Here is an 18,148-nt window from a genome sequence, read left to right on the forward strand (position 1 = left end):
GACACGCTCCAAGCAGCCGGTCGGACAATGGAGCTGGTGAGTCTGGTTGCCGAGGGAGAGAACGTCCGGGTTCTGTGGTTTTGATGAGACGTGCTTCTCCCCGTCTGGAAAGCCACGAGCCGGCGGAGGCCACTGCCCTTAAGTTGCATAGTGTCGTCGCACCACACGGTGCCGGAAGGCCTTGCGGCATATGCTGCTTGGGGCCACTACACTTTCGAACCTGCGGCGAGGCCTTTGCGGACATGGGCAAACGTTGACCTGAAAGGAGAAAGAGGGTAAGAGAACGCGTCATGCAGGACGAAGGGCGTTCGAAGGGCTGGTGTGAGGTGGAATGCCGAGGGTGCGGGAATGCCAAAAAGAAGATATATTCAAGCTCGTTGGCACGGTCGAGGAGGGCAGGGGGCTGTCACGGCGGCCATGATTCTTGCGGAAGCGGCCTTTGAAGAAGGTTACCAAGGGGTGACGGCGGCGCCTTTTTTTGGGGCCGAAAGACGAGGCGCACCGGTCATTGCCACCAATCGCTTTTCGTGGAAGCCGATCCGCACGTACTCTCTGGTCGTGCAGCCGGACATCGTTGTGGTTTTGGATGAAACTCTTCTGGACGTGGTGGATGTGACCTCGGGGCTGGCCTCCGAGGGCCTTCTTCTGATTAACACCGAGAAAAAACCTGAAGAGTTTCATTTTCATGAAGTCTTTACGGTGGCCACCACCAATGCCACGGCCTGTGCCAGAGAGGCCGGCCTCACGGTGTCGGGGACGGTCATTTCCAACACGGCCATCCTGGGTGGATTTGCCAGGGCTTCGAGATTGGTGAGCCTGGAGAGTCTCGAGAGAGCTTTGGCACACCACTTTCACGGGGAGGCTCTGGAGCGCAATCGACAGGGCGCTCGGCTCGCTTATGAAAGAACAAACATTATTGGAGAGTGCCGCTTGGAGTGCGCATAGAACACAGCCCGTGTGACCCTCTGCAGGCATGAAAGGATAAAAGCTGCCATGGTGGAACCTCGAAAAGACCCGTTTACCTACACCCATTCTTCGCCTTGTGAAGGCGAAGGGGGACGCACCGGAGATTGGCGCTTTGAGCGACCCGTCATTGATCCGGAAAAATGCACGCCCACAAAAAATCAAAAACCTTCCTGCTTCCTGTGCTGGCTGTATTGCCCGGAAGGGGTGATTTCTCGGAGCATTCCTGTAGAAATCAACTACGAGTATTGCAAGGGATGCGGCATTTGTGCGGAAGAATGCCCCACTCGAGCCATTCATATGGAGCCTGAGGCGTAAGGGAGAGGGGACCAAGACTTGCGCGCGCGGATGATCTCCCGCCACAGAGGCTCCACTTCGCAGTCCCTGCGCAGGATTTCCACCTGCTCAAACCCAGTGGTGTGCAGAATGCCGAAGAGCTCTTGCTCTTCAAGAGAGCCATTCACGCACCACAGCCAGGCTTCTATAGCGGTTCCCCATTGAGGAGGCAGTGGACCGGTTCGCATCAGATCTGCGAGCAGAAAAGCGCCGTGGTTTTTCAGGACTCTGAAAACTTCCTGCAACAGAAGGTCCTTGCGTTCGAAAAGATTAAAAACACCGTTCATGACGACAAACTCGAATACGGCGTCGGGAAACGGCAGGGTGTCCGCATCGGCCTGAACCCAAAAGATATGAGCCTTCACGCCGTGAGCGGCTTTTGCGGCGTCCATAAAGTTCTTGCCTTGTTTCAAAGCTTCGTGGGCGATATCCACATTGACGACCGCCCCGTTTCGCAGGCGCTTTCCAAAAGCCACAAAGAAGGCGTCAAGTCCGACCCCGGAGCCTAGATTCAGAATTTTGGCTTCCTCAATTCCTTCGATGGTCATCCATGGTACCGGGTTTCCACAGGGGAAAAACCTAGCCCATAAGGCTTCCGGCACGGCCTGGATGAAGCACGGGTCATAGCCGAGAGCCCAAGCCAAGTCTTGGCCTTGCACAATGGGCAGGTCGTGGCGAACGCCGTCGGTGTAAAGTTTTTCGTACGCCTTCCGGACATAACTTTTGATGTTCTTTGTGGATTCGACCATGGGTTGTTCATCGCCCGTTGTCAGTGAACCGTACGCATGCTAAAAAGAATCAATGCAGAACATCGGCGCAGTGTCTCCAAGAGTACAGGGAGAAGAAAAGATGGCCGTGCGAGTGATTATCGAACGCGTAGTGGATCCGGACAATGAATTGGTTCTGCAGCATAAATTGGTGGAACTTCGCGCCAAGGCGGTGCAGACCGGAGGGTACATTTCGGGAGAAACTCTGCGCTCTGTACATAATCCGCAAAAATTCCTCGTCATCAGCACCTGGGCCAGCCTGAAAGATTGGAAAGCCTGGGAAGCCAACCCCGAACGGGAGCGCTTGCAAAAAGAAATCGATGCGCTTCTGAAAGCTCCAGCCAAGGTGGAAATCTACGCCTACGCGTGACGACGCTTCAGCTGTGGTGCAAACCGGTCTCGTTCGCTGTACACGCAGCCGCAGTACTGCTGCCGGTACAGGCCCATGCTGATGGCTTTCTGCTGTCCTTGCGCCCAGCCTTTTCGAAAATCCTCATAGACAAAGGGGATGGAAAAGGATGAGGCGGCCTCTTCAGCAATGTGGCGCACGAGCTCGTGATTTTGTCGCTTACTGTAGAGCAGCGTCGTGGTGAAGGCATCGAAACCGCTTTTTTTGGCAAGTCGTGCCGCCGCTTCAAGCCGTCGGCTGTAACAGTAAAGACATCGGCGGTTTTCTCGAAAAGCCGTCTGCCGAAAAAATTCCTCCAGTTCGTAATCTTCTCGCACAATCATGGGGACCGCAAAGGCGACGACAACCGTGCGTGCCGCCTCCAGCCGCCTTTGCCACTCCTGGTACGGCTGAATGTGCGGGTTGTAAAAAAAGGTGTGCATTTTCCAGCCTGCGGCGTGCAGAACCTCCAGAGGATACAGCAGGCAGGGACCACAACAGGCGTGGACCAGAATTCTTCCCATATCTTTGGCTGTCACGAGGCGTGCCTTACTTTCCGGCTTAAAGGCTTTTTAATCCCTTTCCTGGATCAAAACCGCTTTTTCTTGTGCCGGCAAGGCTTGGCAGAGTTCCATGGGCAGCCCGTCCATACTGCCGTTGCTCATGAGAAGCACCACATCTTTCGGGCGAATATGCTCGAGCAACGACGGCACCACCGGTTCTCCTTCCACAAAGAGACGGGCCGCCGTGCCGCCCTCTTGAATGTCCTTGACCAATTGTTCCGTGTTGAGTCTCTCCTCAACCGCTATGGTGTGAAACCCTTTGGGTTCCTTGATGCCCACCCAGAAAGCGCCGTGAAAGGCGTGGGCGTATTCGTTTTGAAAAAAACGGCGCCGACTGGAGTTAGTGCGAGGCTCAAAGACAGCGAGCAGTCTTCGGTGGGGATAGAAGGTTCTGACCGCCTGAATGGTCTCTCTGACCGCCGTGGGATGATGCGCGAAATCGTCCAGCACGACGATTCCGTTCGCCTGGTAGATAACTTCCTGGCGTCTTTTCATGCCGCTGAAACGGCCGATCGCTGTGAGAGTTCTTTCCATGGGAACGTTCAAAAGCCGGCAGACGGCCATGGCGGCGATGGTGTTCAAGGCGTTGTGGTGTCCCGGCAGCGCGGAGGTGACCCGGTATGGTGCGCCGTCGGGGGATAGGACGGTGAAGACCGCGGCTCCATTCTGGGGGGCAAAGTCCACCAGGCGCCATTGGCATTGAGGCGATGTGCCGTAGGTGACAACTGTTCCCGTGCACGAGGCGGCGAGTTCTGCACACCCAGGGTCGTCGCCATGGATCACCAGGTATCCGTCTTGAGGAATGAGCCGGCTCAGGGCTCGAAATGCCTCCATGACATGTTCCAGGTCGCAATAAATGTCCGCATGGTCAAATTCAATGCTGGTCACCACAGCGAGCCACGGCTTGTAACGGAGAAATTTGGCCTGCTTGTCAAAAAAGGCCGTGTCGTATTCATCGCCCTCCAAGACCATGAAGGGCCCTCGGCCGATGCGATAACTTCGATGCCACGCCCGCACAAAACCGCCCACAAAGACTGTCGGGTCCAGATCGGCCTGTTCGAGAATCCAACCCAAAAGGCCACTCGTGGTGGTTTTGCCGTGGGTTCCGCACACCACCAGGTTTTTTCGGCCTGGGAAAAAAAAGTGGTCCAAAGCCTGGGGCATTGACCACAGAGGAAGCCCCAGTTGTAAGGCCCGCTGCGCCTCCGGATTGTCTTTTCGAATCACATTGCCCACAACGGCGGCCTGAGGCCTTGTTTGGTCGAGGTTTTCCGGGTTCCATCCCGAAAGCACGGCAATGCCCTTGTGGGCCAGAAAGGTGCTCATGGGAGGATACACTTGAGTGTCCGAGCCCAACACCTCATAGCCTTCATCTTTCAACATGGCGGCCAGAGTGCCCATGGCGATGCCACTGATGCCCATGAAGTACAGTCGTGTAGGCCAGCTGAAATGGGTCGAGGTTGCGCTTTTCATATTAAGCCTTCTCCATCGGAACATGCAGACCACTCGGCGTCCCGAGCATGGATTCCATCACGGTATCGTGGAAAAGAGGGCGAAAGCGACGAATGCGGTCGTCGCGGCGGTCAGGGTGAACGCGGTTGGTCAAGAGGATGACCGTGATTTCTTGATCCAGATCCATCCAAAAAGATGTTCCCGTAAAGCCCAGGTGTCCTATGGTGTTTTGGGAAAAGTGACGTCCCGCACTGGAACCCTGAGCGATGGGAACATCAAAGGCGAGACGCCACCGGGGGGCAAAAAGGGCCTTGAGGTTTTGACTCCATTGCCAAATATCCTGTGCAGTGCCGAAAAGTCCGGCATGGCCTGCGACGCCGTTCAGGCAATAGGCGTTTTCGTCATGCACTTCCCCCTGCAGCAGACGGCCTCGCCACTGGCAGTGTTCCGTGGCCACGCACTCAGTGTGGTTTTTTGGGGGGCGGTCAAGAGCCAGAGACGGCATTTCCGTTGCCGAAAGGGCCATGAGTCGGCGGTATCCAAGGTGCCAAGGTCTTTCCGCGCATGGCAGACGCTGCTCAAACAGAGCGTCCAGGGACGTTGCCGACACCTCTTCCAAGATCCATCCTAGGAGCATATAGCCCAGATCGCTGTAAAGACGCTGCGTGCCGGGTGGAGCCACCAGGGGTTCGCGAAGAATCCATTCCAGAAGCGTGTCCTTACGGCGCTCAGGAGGGACTTCCATGAGTTCTCGAAAATAGGGTTTGTAGGCGGGTAGACCGGACCTGTGGAAAAGCAGCTGCTCCACGGTCAGGGATCGTTTGTCTCTGGGAACAAGACGATAAGAAAAGATACGGTCCAAGGTATCTTCCAGCAGGATTCGGCCTTCTTGGACCAAAACCATGACCAGACTGGCTGTCGCGATGGGTTTGGTGAGGGAAGCCAGGTCAAAAAGAGAGGATGCAGTGACAGAACGAGCCGCAGGCCCCACGAACGTGGTTCCCCAGCAGCGGGAAAAAACCACGGTATCTCCATGGCCCACAAGCACGCTGGCCCCGGAGAAGACTCCCTCGGCCAGAGCCCTTTGCATCAAAGAAGAGATCCTTTGTTCCAAGGTTTTCATGGCTCGCGAAAAGGCGTGTCGACAAGATGAAAATGCCGAGCCGTGGTGTCCAAACAAAAAACGGCGCCGAGCGGCAGGACATGGTTCCATCTGCCGTGCCCGAAAGGCAGATCCATCACCACAGGGATTTGATAACAAAGCACGTGTTCACGAAAAAGGGTTCGAATTTCTTCCGAGTCGCCGCAACCCACGAAGGCGCCGCAGACGACACCTTGAACCGCTTCAAAAACGCCGGCCTGAGCCAGATGCACCAACATCCGGTCGATTCGGTAGGGGGCTTCGTTCTTGTCTTCCAGAAAAAGCAGCGCTCCCTCAAAGGTAGGGGCAAAGGGTGTTCCCACGAGATGCGTGAGGCAGGTGAGGTTCCCTCCCACGAGGCGCCCGCAGACTCGGCCGGGGTAAAGGACCTGGTGCGCTTCAAAAGACCAGGCAAACGGCGTGCGCCCTTCCAGAAAGGCCAGTGTTTCCAAACAGTCGCCGGGACGATTCACCCATTCCGCCGCGTTGGGGCCGTGAAAAGTGATCCAACCGGCCCAGGATGCCAATGCGGCATGAAGAAAGGTCACATCACTGTAACCGAGAAAAATCTTGCTTGCCCCATGCATTTGGGAAAAGGCAAGGCGTGGAAGCAGCCGGCTGCATCCGTAGCCTCCTCGAAGGCAAAAAACGGCGTCGGTCTTGGGGTCCGTCAGGGCCTGCCACAGATCCCGGGCCCGATGGGCATCTTCTCCGGCCAGATATCGACACCGCTCAAGAACATGGTTACCGACGCGGACGATGTACCCCAACGCCTCCAATAGGCTCTGGACCCGTTGCACCGATGCTGCCGGAAAGGTGCCGGCCGGAGCCGTCAGGCAGACCGTCATGCCCGGTTGCAATCGCCGCGGTTTAAGCAAATGGGCGGTGACGGCACGGCGAAAGCGCAACACAGGCATAATCAGCGTCGATTCCTTTCAAAGAGGATTTTCAAGCCCTTGAGCGTAAGAAAGTCGTCGACTTTTTCAATGGCGGGGCACTCACTGGCAATCAAAGGGGCCAAGCCTCCTGTGGCCACGACCGCGAGCGGCTTTTGGATTTCGCGTTTCATTCTGGCAATGATGCCTTCCACCAGACCCGCATAGCCGTAGACGATGCCGGCGTTCATGGAAGCGATGGTGTTCTTGGCAAGGAGGGACTTGGGCTTGGCAAAGATTTCCACTCGAGGCAGTTTGGATGCCTTTTGAAACAGGGCTTCGCAGGAAATGAGAATGCCCGGGCAGATCACCCCCCCCATGTACTCCCCTCGTTCCGACACATAGTCAAAGGTCGTGGCCGTGCCGAAATCCACCACGATGACGGCCGACCGAAAGGTTTCGTAAGCCGCCACGGCATTGACAATGCGGTCGGCACCCACTTCCTTGGGGTTATCGTAAAGGATGGGCATGCCGGTGCGAATGCCCGGCCCGACCACAAGGGGGTCCGTCTCGAAGTATTTGCGGCAAAACCCCTCGATGTGGTTCAGCACAGGCGGTACGACGCTGGACACGATCACATCGGTGACGACACTCAGGGGCAGGTTTTGGGTTTCCAGAAGATTTTTTAATAGAATGCCGTATTCGTCCACGGTCATGTGGACTTCGGTGCGAATGCGCCAATCATGCACGAGTGTGTCCCCTTCAAAGAGACCCAGTACCGTGTTGGTGTTGCCCACGTCCATAACCAGCAACATGCGTCTAAGATCTCCTACGCGCTCACAGCGGTGTCTAGGGGCTTGTTCGAGAACACCTTCCGTGAAAGCGCCGCAAGCGGCGATGCCTGATCGCGCCTTGCGGCGCTCCTACAGAAGGAAACGAAAACGCCTCCAAAAAGCCATTCTCGGACAGGCTCTTAGGAATAATGCAAATGCTTTTCGATAAGCTGGGCCAGATCTTCCGCCATTTCTTGAATGCGCTGTTCGTCTCGACCTTCGATCATGATGCGGATGACGGGTTCTGTGCCGGAAGGGCGAATGAGGCAGCGCCCGTCGTTGCCCAGCAATTTTTTCACGCGTTCCACCTGCCCCATGATTTCCGGAATATCCTGAATGTTCTTTTTTCGAGCGATCCTCACGTTTTTTAGGGTTTGCGGGAATCGCTCCATAATGGCCTTGAGTTCAGAAAGCGGTTTGTCGGCTTCCAGCATGACGGAAAGAACCTGCAAGGCGGAAAGAATGCCGTCCCCCGTGGTGCTGTGATCCATGAAGACGATGTGGCCCGACTGTTCCCCACCCAGATTGAGCTGGTCTTGGGTCATGCGTTCCACCACGTAGCGGTCGCCCACGGCGGTTCGAACCAGGGAGATGCCCATGTTCCGCAAGGCCACCTCCAAGCCCATGTTGCTCATGACCGTGGCCACGACCGTTCGCTTGCACAGCTTTCCTTTTTCCGCGAGATGCTTGGCGCAAATGGCCATGACCTGGTCCCCGTCTAGGATCTCCCCCTTTTCATCGGCCAAAATGACGCGATCCGCATCCCCGTCAAAGGCGATACCGACGTCGGCTTGATGTTCGCGAACCAATCGAGCCATGCTCTCCGGATGCAGAGATCCGCACCCTTCATTGATGTTTTTGCCGTTGGGCCGGTCGCCTATGAGAATCACCTGGGCTCCGAGCTCCTCAAAAACGGAAGGGGCCACCCTATAGGCGGCACCATGCGCGCAGTCCAGGACGATGCGTAAGCCTTCCAAGGTCCGGTTTCGAGGAAAGGTGTTTTTGAGAAAAACAATGTATCGGCCCTGCGCGTCGTCAATCCTTCGAGCGCGACCGATCTCGGCGACGTTCGGCCGCGGAAGCGATTCCACCTCGCCGCTCAATACCAGTCTTTCAATTTCGGCTTCCACGTCGTCGGGCAGTTTGAAACCCGTGCTGGCGAAGATTTTGATGCCGTTATATTCGTAGGGGTTGTGCGAAGCGGAAATGACAATACCGGCATCGGCCCGCATGTTGGCGGTGATAAAGGCGATGCCCGGCGTCGGCAAAGGACCCAAAAGAAGTACATCCACGCCCATGGCGCAGATGCCCGCCGTCATGGCGTTTTCGATCATGTATCCGGACAGACGGGTGTCCTTGCCGATCACAATCTTGGGCCTTCGGTGGCGGCTCTTGAACAAATAAGCCGCTCCAATGCCCACCTTCATGGCGATGTCCGTGGTCATCGGAAACTGATTGGCTATGCCTCGAATGCCGTCGGTACCGAAAAGTTTGCCCATGGGGAAGCTCCTACATCGTCCTAGGCTTTGGCATCTTCCGTCCACAAAGCGTCACGCAAGGCATCGGCCATGAGCACGGCGTTCCGGTGAAAAGCCACATCGTGGACCCGCACCATGTGGGCTCCTGCCATGATGCCAAGGCTGTGCACAACGGCCGTCCCCAGCTCCCGGTCTTCCACGGGAGCGTTCAGCACAGTGCCGATAAAGCTCTTTCGGGAAGCGCCGAGGAGAATAGGGCGTTCCAAGACGGCCAAGGTGTCCAAGTCTCGAATGAGTCGCAGATTGTGGGTCACCGTTTTACCAAAACCGATTCCAGGATCCACAATGATTTGGTTGCGGTCCACACCTGCTGCCACGGCCGCCGCAACGCGTTCCTCAAGGAATCGAATAATTTCCGAAAATAAGGCGTCGTAGTGCGGAGACTGCTGCATGGTTTTTGGCGTGCCGAGCATGTGCATAAGGATGAGCGGCACGCCGAATTCGGCCGCCACGGCGCGCATCTCCGGATCAAAGCGCAGCGCGCTCACATCGTTGATGATGTCCGCTCCGGTCTTGAGGGCTTGATAAGCCACTTCGGCCTTGGTGGTGTCAATGGAAATGGGAACGGTCGTGTGGCGGCGAAGCTCTTCAATCACCGGAAGGACGCGTCGCAGCTCTTCTTCCAATGGCACGGGGTCGGAGAAGGGGCGGGTGGATTCGCCACCGATGTCCAAAATATCGGCACCGTCCCGCACCAATTGCAGTCCGTGGGCGACGGCCGCATCGCGCGTTGCGCATGTTCCCCCATCGGAAAAGGAATCCGGAGTGACATTGACGATACCCATGATCAGGGTGCGGTGCCCGAGCACCCACGGGCGGGATCGCAGCCGCAGGTGAAAAACAGGTCGCGGTCCCACGTTCATTTGGCGCCGGCTCCCGAAGCTTCGACGTCCGTTGTGGGGAGACCGACCTCATCGGATGATGCATCGTTGGGTGCCGTTGCCGAAGCCTCCGGACCCCTGGCGCCGGTGTTCGAGGCATGTTCCCATGGCGGGTGGCGCGACGGGGTCGATGTCTGGGAGGCCGTGTCGTCCGCTGGTGCAGGTCGGGCCAGGTCCGGCCGAATGTCGGCAAGGATCTTTTCAATATCATGATTTTCCAAAGTCTCCTTTTCCAGCAAGGCAGCGGCCACGGCTTCGAGAACGTCTCGATGGGTTTCCAAAAGATCTTTGGCTTTCTTGTAATTTTCTTCCACGATTCGTCGCACTTCCTGGTCGATTTGAATGGCGGTCTGTTCGCTGTAGTCCCGATGATGCTGCACGATTTCTCGGCCCAGAAAGACTTGATCGTCCATCTTTCCAAAGCTCAAAGGCCCCATGCGTTCGCTCATGCCCCATTCGCACACCATGCGCCGAGCCAATTGGGTAGCCCGTTCAATGTCGTTGGACGCTCCCGTGGTCTGATGGCCGAAGACGATTTCTTCCGCCGCTCGGCCGCCCATGAGAATCGCGATGCTGTTAAGCAGGTATTCCTTGGGGTAAGTGTGCCTTTCGTCCTGAGGCAATTGTTGGGTGAGCCCGAGGGCTCGGCCTCGAGGAATAATGGTCACTTTGTGGACGGGATCCGTTCCGGGCAGAAGCCGTGCCACCAGAGCGTGTCCCGCTTCGTGATAAGCGGTGGTTCTCTTTTCTTCTTCGCTGAGGATCATGCTCTTGCGTTCCAACCCCATCATGACCTTGTCTTTGGCTTCTTCAAAGTCGGCCATTTCGATCTTGTCTTTATTCCGCCGCGCGGCCAGAAGGGCGGCTTCATTGACGAGATTCTCCAAGTCGGCTCCCGAAAAACCCGGCGTGCCTTTGGCCAGGACTCTCACATCCACATTGTCGGCCAGCGGTTTGTTTCTCAGGTGCACGGCCAGAATGCCTTCACGACCACGAATGTCGGGTACAGGCACCACCACCTGCCGATCGAACCGGCCAGGTCGAAGCAGCGCCGGATCCAGCACGTCCGGACGGTTGGTGGCCGAAATAAGGATCACCCCTTCGTTGGATTCGAACCCGTCCATTTCCACCAGCAGCTGGTTCAATGTCTGCTCCCGCTCATCGTGGCCTCCCCCAAGACCCGCCCCACGATGCCGCCCTACGGCGTCGATTTCGTCGATAAAAATGATACACGGAGCAAATTTCTTTCCTTGCATAAAAAGGTCTCGCACGCGCGAAGCCCCGACCCCGACGAACATCTCCACGAAATCCGATCCACTGATGCTGAAAAACGGCACTCCCGCTTCCCCGGCGATGGCCCGAGCCAGAAGCGTCTTGCCGGTGCCGGGGGCGCCCACCAGCAGCACCCCCTTGGGAATGCGCCCTCCAAGGCGCGTAAATTTCTTCGGATCTTTCAAAAACTCGACGATCTCCTGCAGCTCTTCTTTGGCTTCGTCGATTCCGGCCACATCCTTGAAGGTGACTTTCCGGGCGTCTTCACTCAAAAGTCGAGCCCTGCTCTTTCCGAAACTCATGGCCTTTCCGCCGCCCATCTGCATTTGACGCATGAAGAAAATCCAAACACCAATGAGGAGCAGCATGGGAAACCAACTGATCAAAATGGTCATGTACCACGGAGATTCTTCCTTGGGTTTCGCTTGAATCTCGATGCCCCGTTCCCTAAGAATGCGCATAAGGTCGGGGTCTTGGGGCACGTACGTGCGAAAGAGGCTGCCGTTGACATACACGCCGAGAATGTGATCCCCTTGAATGGTCACTTGCGCCACTTCGCCTTTGCGCACGGCATCGAGAAACTGGCTGTAGGTGGTTTCCAGGCGCGTTGTGTGGGGTTGATTGAACATGTTGAAAAGCAAAATGACCACGAGGCTGATGACCAGCCACAAGGCGAGATTCTTATAAAAAGGGCTCAAGGCTTCCTCCTCTGTGGCAACCTTTGTGCGCAAAGGTTGCAAATCTACCGCACGTGAAACCCTTTTATGGGCACGGCGGATTTTTTTCCAACTCTAACACTCTGCGCCTTTCCTGTGAACTGTCTTTATGGAAAAGGCCTGTCCAATTGATGCAGTCCTTTCTTATACCAGCTCTCGCCTCGCCGTGTTCGAAAAGATTCAGCCACAACAACGTCGTCCCCGCCCCTTTCCAGAGCTTGGCGCAGGACGCGAATCTTTGCGGCCGCATCCAGAACCGGCAGGTCACACACAAACGACACCCACGCCCGCAAAGCTTCTTCCCTCTGCGGCGGCTTCTGGGAGGCGCACAGGCTGTGCAGTTTCAGGCAGGCCAGCACCAGGTCCCTTTCCTCATCGTCGGCGAAGCCGTGTTGCCCGTAAAGGCGCATGGCTTCCTTCCCCACTTGGTTGATCATGGCGATAGTAAACCAGCGCACAAGCCACTGCAGGCTTTCCTTGGACAATTCTCGGCTCACCCAATAGAAAGGATTTTTCCAATTCTTGAGATGCCATAGGACTTTCGCCGCCTTGTAAAGCCCCTTGTGTTTTTTCAAGGACTGCACCAGCGATGATGCATGGACGCGTCGATACGTTTTGTAAAGGGCTCGGTAGTGCCCGATGGGGCGGCTGGAAAGGAGCCGAAGAGGCCCGCGCTGCACCACGGCCTCCAGCCGGGAGGCGATGCGCCGGCACAGTGCCAGCAGGTCTTTCAAAGAAGCCTGGTATTGGGCCTCGTCCTTGTCCGGGTGATAAATGGAAGCGATGGTGCGGACAATGTCCTGAGCTAGAGAAAAAAAGGCATCGAAGGAAAGGGTGACGTCCTGGTCGGGCTGGGACCAGACTTTTTGGCGCACGGCTTTGAGATAGCGAAGGGCGGCCCGATCCTTTTCGCTCAGGGAAGGTTCCTCGAGAAACCGAAAAGGCTCTTCCGAAGCCTCTTCCAGCAGGGTCTGCCAGTGGCGGCGCAACCGTCGACGCATCCAATAGACGGCGCCAAGAGACGCGGCCGTAAGAAGCGCAAGGGAAAAACTCAGGGGATGCGCGGCAGCAAGGTTCTGAAAGACTCGAAGGGCTTCAGGCCACGTCATGGTTTTCCGAAGTGGGCCCGCCTTCAATCCAATGTCTTAGCGCAGGAAAGACGTCCGAAACCCAGGAAGAACTCAGACGTGCCGACAGAAATTCCCCATAGGCGGCGTTAAGAACGCCCAGAACCTCGTCGATGAAAAACATCCTTTCCAAGAACCGAGCGTCCGAATCCATTTCTTCCGCATGAGGGATTTGTTTCGGCGTTTTGAGGCCCTTGACGGCCCAGAGATCACGGTCCAGCGTCAAGGTGTATTCGTTATCCGCCGTCATGAGCATCCACTGGGCTTCTTCCACCATCTTGCCCTGCCGCAAGGCCGTGCGCGCTTCATCCAAGGCGCCGGCCTGCGTCGTGCAAATGACCCGTTCCTTGCCATCGTCCTGCCGGCTTAGGACCACTTTTCCCCCCAAAGCCACCGTGGCGAAGTCGCCTCGTTCCAAAGGCACGCGACCTTGCCGGCATTCGGCCTGGTACCAGAGCCATGTGAGGAATTCATATCCCAGAAAACGGCCTTCATGCATGGCGTGGGGAGATTTGACGGAGACGAGTCTTGAGAGGGCATCCTTCAGATTCTCCGGCAAGGACAGCCCATGTAAGGCCCATTGCACGTGATAAAGGGGAATTGGATGAAGCTTGAAAACCCGCGCGAAATGCTCCAAAAAAGCTTCCAGCATCTTTAGGCTTGCCGTGCCCACAAGGAGCCGGCATTGGGCCGGCGCCCATACGACGTCGCACCCGGATGGCTGTGGCAGAACGCGTTCCAACAGTTGGTTCTGAATGGCCTCCCGGATCTTGAGGCGTTCATGGCGAGGTGGCAGCTTGCCGTCGTGTTCGGCGCGATACGCTTGCACCGCTTCGCGCTCATATTGTTTCAGCACCAGGGGTGGCACCTTCCGTTGATCCCACCGAAACTGAAAGGCCACATACTCCCCTTTGTGGTAGCCTGCAAAGGGGACAGAGGCATCAAAAAGGTCTTCCCAGCAGGCGAACCCCTTGGCTGAAGCCTCACCCTGCGAGCCGTTACGATAAGCACCCTCGCGGAGACTTTCGTCGATGAAAGACCACAGATCCGCGACGGAAGGATCCGGCAGATGGAAACATGTAAAGGTCACCGTGCCGCTCTGAAGACCCATGAAGATGACCCGTTGGGATGATGAAGGTTAAGTGCTGGGTGCGGTTTCCACCGGCGGAAGCAGCCCCTTGGCTCTCAGTTTCTTTCTCTTTTCCCGCCGTCGGCGGCGGCGTTCCAACTCCCTGCGGCGTTCAATCTTTTTGTGCCGGGCCATCACTCAGCCTCCTCATGCACTTGAGCATTGTTCGATGCCCTAAAAAAAGATTATTGGCCATGCCCTCTGGCACAGCCGCCCTTGCACGATGAGGGGCTCTATTTACCCAATGGCCCGAGAAGCGTCAATGAGAAAGCTTACCTTCCATTCCCCGAGTGATGAAAGTTTCCATAAAAGGGCACGCACGGAAGGCCGTCAAGACGGGCTGGATGCCGGGAATTTTAGAGTCCTTCAACAAGGCAAGGGTCTGTGCGTGGACGCGGCCTTCCTCTAAATCTCTTTCCTTCTCAGGAGCTTCAAAGCGCTGAAGAAACCGTGCAAAGCGCAAAACATGGATCAGTTCGTGAGTCACAATGTAAGTGGCTAAGGGAAGCAAGTTCAGTGGAGGGTCTCGAGACAGGGCTTTGCGAATGACGTGATCCTGCAGGCAAATCTTGAAATAGTCGCCGTGACGGCTGGCAAGGGTTTTGTCGTGGGGGGGGAACGTATATCGGCGAATTTGAGCAAAAGCGTGGTCGGTGATTTCTTCCGCGCGTAAATCCTTAAGTGACTGAATGTCGTAGCGGTACCGCTTCCATTGCGAGGTGGAAATCTTGAAATGATCACTAATGAGCTCCTCGGCGATGCGAATAGCTTCCGCCAGCACAAGGATCTCATGACCACTAAAAGGAAAGCGCCCTTCCCGTTCCCGTGGCATGGTTTTCCGACGCCATCCTCATGCAACGCCCATTGATGACCTGCGGCGCTGCACGCAACCTTTTTCCCTTGACCCCCGTGCCCCCTCGGCCTTCCGAAAGCCTTGGAGCATCAGTTTATATGTAAACCTATAAGATATCTAATGGCAAAGCAAGCCCGGTTTTTTTATTGACGCGAACGTTAAGTGCACAGTAAAAGGACGAACATGTGGGACGTGCGCCTTAAAAGGCCCAGCTTTTGTGCGTGGCAACGCCTGCCGCGTTGCCAAATAGAAAAGACCGGGCCCGGAGAGGGGGGATGCAAGGGAAGCGGAAGGCGAAGTTCCGAAGGATCGAGAGGGGGCTATCAAGGAGGTACGAAATCGCCATTGGAAACTCATGAAGAGGGGGAAGCCATGAATTGGAGAGGACGTGCCGTAGTTGTGGGGCTGGCCGTCTTTATGGTGCTCACGGCAAGTTCGACCATTGGAGCGCAGCCGGCAAAAGACATTACCGAAGAAGTCATTGTGGGTCCGGGCAGTGTGAGTGTGGCCACCAAAAAAGACATCATGATGAGCTTTGGCGCCTTGGTGCGTTTCATTCCTACGTCGGAATCCAATTGGGATTTCGGCATGAACGACAATTTAAAAGGCAAGAGCTTTTTCGGAGGCAAGTACACCGGAAGCCTATTTGAGACGCACAGCAACGAAGGCGGCACGGTGCGGGGCGGATACATTCGCAATGAGGACAAGATTTTTTTCAACGCCATGCCTTCGGACCGCAAATGGTCTTTTTACGCAGCCTTGGAATTCGATCGGCCCCTCGACACGGACACGGTGGACAACCGGGGTGGGCGCGGCGACAACAGCAACTTCGGATTGGAACGCCTCAACGTAAGCGTGGCTTTACCTTATGAAACGCGGTTACACGCCGGATGGGACGTGTGGGGCTTTGACCACAATGATGGCGCCTCCATGGTCTACGCCGACGACAACCCGGGTTTCTGGTTGGATGGGCAGGCGGGATCTCTAAGCTACAGCATCGGCTACTTCAAATTGGCCGAAAACAACTTTCAGACCAGTCTTACGGGAACCATCGGCAAGTATGAATTTGCGGCCAACGATGAGGACCGCGATCTTTTGGCCGCCTATGTCAATTACAAAATCACCGACAAGCATAAAGTGAAGTTCTTCTACGGCTACGATCGCATTCGTTCCATTCCCGTGCGGGATTTTTACACGGCGGCCTGGGCAGCGGCTCGATCGGCCACAGGCATTTCCATGGCCAAGGTTTACGATCTTCTGGGCTTGGACGGTTCCGCTCCGGACCGCACTGATCCGGATTTTCCTTTTGCTTACGGAGCGACCAAGACGGTGAGCGGCCGCAACCCGAAAACCGATTCCCATCACATCGCCTCGTACTATGTGGGGAATTTCGGCCCGGTGGAGCTCTTCTTGGAGGGGGCGTACCAATTCGGTTCCGCAGACAACGTGCAGAAACTTAAATACAGCAGCTATGACATCTCGGCCTATGCCCTGGCGGCCGATGTGGCTCTGGAGCTCAAAGACTGGATCGGATTCAGCGTCAAGCCGCATGTCGGCGTCATGTACACTTCGGGTGATGACGACCCCAACGACGACAAGCTGGAAGGCTACAACGGCATTGAAAACGCGCAACGCTTTTCCAACCGCTGGGGTGGTGAGAACACCATCATCGCCGACACCAACTACGTGTTGGGGACGGCCCTGTACGGATACCAGCCGGAATTTTACGGCAACGGAACCCCCATCTTCACCGGCGGTTTGCAGAACTTCGCAGGTTACGGCAACGGCCGCGGCGACAACCCCGGTTTGACCATGGTGAGCCTAGGTTTGACGGCGGCACCCAAAAAATTCATCATTTACCGAACCAATGTAAACAATTTCTGGTGGAACGAGGATATCAAGGTGAAGAGCTTCGTGTACCCCTACGCCGAGACCTGGGTGAAATCCGGCTTTGTGGGCACCGAATGGGACAACGAGCTGACGGTGGCGCTGCACAAGAACGTTTTTGTTAAAGGCCAGGCCTCGTTCTTCTTCCCTGGAGAAGTCATCGAGGATGTGACCGCGGCGCTGGGTGCCAAGAGCGACGACACGGCTTCCCGCATTGCGGCGGAACTCGTCTGGAACTTCTAAGGCTAGGTTTCTTCTTTCCCTTAACACAGGGAGCCCAACCGGGGTATAGTAGGCTGACCTTGGCCGCTATACCCCCTTTCTTTTCACTGAAGCCCATGAGGCGGGAGCGAATTTCATGAAAGCCGTGTCGGTTCGCCGTCAGGTATCTATGCTCATCCTCTTGTTTGTTGCGGGTGCAGCCGGGTGTGCATCGTCTCCGGACATTGTCACTCGAGAAAAGGCGCCGGGCCAAAAGTATTCGGCGGCGGAGGTTCGGGAGATTCTGTTGGATCATCCCTTTCTGCTTTCCGGAGACTATTTTCGGGAACGCCAGGATCTGAAACCTTTCGTCCTTAGCGATGTGCTTGCCGGATCTGGAAAAGAATCGACCCAAGCCGTCAAGGAGTCTCAAGAGGCCCAGGAAAAAAGACTGGCCAAGCTCGAAGCCGCCGTCTTTGAAGGCCGCCGTGCACAACCCTTATCCGGCGATGTGCTGCGATGGAAAGTCGGATTTCTGATGGACACGCAGGGCGTGCCGTCGTATCTGGCGGATCGCCTTCTTTCTCAAGCCGATCGCCTCTCGGTGACCTATGACGTGTTGTTTGTGCATCATCGAGACCTGGAACAAGTGCTGTCCCAGACGGATTGCCTGCAGCGCCATGATCTTGGATGCATCGTTCGGATCACGGCCGTTTATCCGGGAGCGCGCTTTATCGCCCTGGTGGAATCCCTTACGGTACCCAGCACCTATCCCGGAACAGCCCAGGCACGATTCGGGGTGGTGGATGCGGGCATCGGGTATCGGTTTCCGCTGCAACAGATGGAAATGCCTTTAAAGGAAGAAGCCGACGTGAACACGTTTCTGGAACTGGTGGTGCGGCGAAGCTACGAACAGGCTTTGGATCACAAGGGCCTTATGCCCTGGACGACCCATGTCTTTTCCGACCAAAACGGAGAGTATTTCGTGAGTGCCGGGCACCGGTCCGGCCTCATGGTCGGCGATCTCTTGGAGGTCATTCAAGAAGGCCGAGTGGTGAATTCCCCGACGGGAACCCCGGCGGCCTGGATTCCGGGCAAAGCCAAAGGACAACTTCGAGTGGAACGCCTCTTTGGAGAGGACCTGGCTGTGTGCCGGCTCATCTCGGGACAACCGCCCACGATGGACGATTGGCTCATTCCCACCCGGGTCGCCAGATAAGGGGCCG

The 18,148-nt window shown here is 56.3% G+C and carries 18 protein-coding genes; 5 read left to right on the forward strand and 13 right to left on the reverse strand.

What is annotated here, in order from left to right:
* Window positions 1-348 precede the first annotated feature (348 nt).
* The gene (locus tag ACUVSA_RS02965; RefSeq protein WP_445893732.1) at window positions 349-945 is read left to right on the forward strand and encodes a 2-oxoacid:acceptor oxidoreductase family protein; all 597 of its coding nucleotides are present in this window, start codon (window positions 349-351) and stop codon (window positions 943-945) included.
* A 48-nt stretch (window positions 946-993) separates the two neighbouring features.
* Window positions 994-1,281 (forward strand): 4Fe-4S binding protein, encoded by a 288-nt coding sequence (locus ACUVSA_RS02970; RefSeq protein WP_445893733.1) that lies wholly within the window; start codon window positions 994-996, stop codon window positions 1,279-1,281.
* On the opposite strand, the gene ACUVSA_RS02975 is transcribed toward ACUVSA_RS02970, so the two are convergent.
* Window positions 1,260-2,048, reverse strand: a complete 789-nt coding sequence (locus tag ACUVSA_RS02975; protein ID WP_445893734.1) for a methyltransferase domain-containing protein — start codon at window positions 2,046-2,048, stop codon at window positions 1,260-1,262. The genes ACUVSA_RS02970 and ACUVSA_RS02975 overlap by 22 nt on opposite strands.
* 100 nt (window positions 2,049-2,148) lie before the next feature.
* On the opposite strand from ACUVSA_RS02975, the gene ACUVSA_RS02980 reads away from it, so the two are divergent.
* On the forward strand, window positions 2,149-2,436 hold the full coding sequence (locus ACUVSA_RS02980) for an antibiotic biosynthesis monooxygenase family protein (protein ID WP_445890942.1): 288 nt from the start codon (window positions 2,149-2,151) through the stop codon (window positions 2,434-2,436).
* Here the strand turns inward: ACUVSA_RS02980 and ACUVSA_RS02985 are convergent.
* The 12 genes from ACUVSA_RS02985 to ACUVSA_RS03040 all read right to left on the reverse strand — a co-directional run bounded on the left by ACUVSA_RS02985 (window position 2,427) and on the right by ACUVSA_RS03040 (window position 14,813).
* Window positions 2,427-2,993 (reverse strand): epoxyqueuosine reductase QueH, encoded by a 567-nt coding sequence (locus ACUVSA_RS02985; protein WP_445890943.1) that lies wholly within the window; start codon window positions 2,991-2,993, stop codon window positions 2,427-2,429. The genes ACUVSA_RS02980 and ACUVSA_RS02985 overlap by 10 nt on opposite strands.
* 33 nt (window positions 2,994-3,026) lie before the next feature.
* Entirely contained in the window at window positions 3,027-4,490 is a 1,464-nt protein-coding gene (locus tag ACUVSA_RS02990; RefSeq protein ID WP_445893735.1) for a UDP-N-acetylmuramate--L-alanine ligase, read from the reverse strand.
* A 1-nt stretch (window position 4,491) separates the two neighbouring features.
* Window positions 4,492-5,592: a serine hydrolase domain-containing protein gene (locus ACUVSA_RS02995; RefSeq protein ID WP_445893736.1), complete on the reverse strand. Its 1,101-nt coding sequence runs from the start codon at window positions 5,590-5,592 to the stop codon at window positions 4,492-4,494.
* Window positions 5,589-6,527, reverse strand: a complete 939-nt coding sequence (locus ACUVSA_RS03000; protein WP_445893737.1) for a S66 peptidase family protein — start codon at window positions 6,525-6,527, stop codon at window positions 5,589-5,591. The genes ACUVSA_RS02995 and ACUVSA_RS03000 overlap by 4 nt, the downstream gene beginning before the upstream one ends.
* A gap of 2 nt (window positions 6,528-6,529) precedes the next feature.
* On the reverse strand, window positions 6,530-7,300 hold the full coding sequence (locus ACUVSA_RS03005; protein WP_445893738.1) for a type III pantothenate kinase: 771 nt from the start codon (window positions 7,298-7,300) through the stop codon (window positions 6,530-6,532).
* Window positions 7,301-7,458: 158 nt separating this feature from the next.
* Window positions 7,459-8,817, reverse strand: a complete 1,359-nt coding sequence (gene glmM, locus ACUVSA_RS03010; RefSeq protein WP_445893739.1) for a phosphoglucosamine mutase — start codon at window positions 8,815-8,817, stop codon at window positions 7,459-7,461.
* A gap of 20 nt (window positions 8,818-8,837) precedes the next feature.
* The gene (folP, locus tag ACUVSA_RS03015; RefSeq protein ID WP_445893740.1) at window positions 8,838-9,719 is read right to left on the reverse strand and encodes a dihydropteroate synthase; all 882 of its coding nucleotides are present in this window, start codon (window positions 9,717-9,719) and stop codon (window positions 8,838-8,840) included.
* Complete coding sequence (gene ftsH / locus ACUVSA_RS03020) at window positions 9,716-11,707, reverse strand: ATP-dependent zinc metalloprotease FtsH (RefSeq protein ID WP_445893741.1); 1,992 nt, start codon at window positions 11,705-11,707, stop codon at window positions 9,716-9,718. The genes folP and ftsH overlap by 4 nt, the downstream gene beginning before the upstream one ends.
* Window positions 11,708-11,832: 125 nt before the next feature.
* Window positions 11,833-12,834 carry a hypothetical protein gene (locus ACUVSA_RS03025; protein WP_445893742.1) on the reverse strand — a complete coding sequence of 334 codons (1,002 nt, stop codon included), beginning with the start codon at window positions 12,832-12,834 and terminating at the stop codon, window positions 11,833-11,835.
* Entirely contained in the window at window positions 12,821-13,963 is a 1,143-nt protein-coding gene (gene rdgC, locus ACUVSA_RS03030) for a recombination-associated protein RdgC (protein WP_445893743.1), read from the reverse strand. Before rdgC ends, ACUVSA_RS03025 begins: the two co-directional genes overlap by 14 nt.
* A gap of 27 nt (window positions 13,964-13,990) precedes the next feature.
* Window positions 13,991-14,116 (reverse strand): hypothetical protein, encoded by a 126-nt coding sequence (locus ACUVSA_RS03035; protein ID WP_445890953.1) that lies wholly within the window; start codon window positions 14,114-14,116, stop codon window positions 13,991-13,993.
* A gap of 124 nt (window positions 14,117-14,240) precedes the next feature.
* Window positions 14,241-14,813, reverse strand: a complete 573-nt coding sequence (locus ACUVSA_RS03040; RefSeq protein WP_445893744.1) for a hypothetical protein — start codon at window positions 14,811-14,813, stop codon at window positions 14,241-14,243.
* A gap of 393 nt (window positions 14,814-15,206) precedes the next feature.
* Between ACUVSA_RS03040 and ACUVSA_RS03045 the strand changes: the two genes are divergently transcribed.
* Window positions 15,207-16,964, forward strand: a complete 1,758-nt coding sequence (locus tag ACUVSA_RS03045) for a hypothetical protein (RefSeq protein ID WP_445893745.1) — start codon at window positions 15,207-15,209, stop codon at window positions 16,962-16,964.
* Between the two features lie 115 nt (window positions 16,965-17,079).
* A complete protein-coding gene (locus tag ACUVSA_RS03050) occupies window positions 17,080-18,141 on the forward strand; it encodes a hypothetical protein (RefSeq protein WP_445890956.1) in 1,062 nt (353 codons plus the stop codon).
* Window positions 18,142-18,148 lie beyond the last annotated feature (7 nt).

Source organism: Desulfosoma sp. (assembly GCF_052743555.1).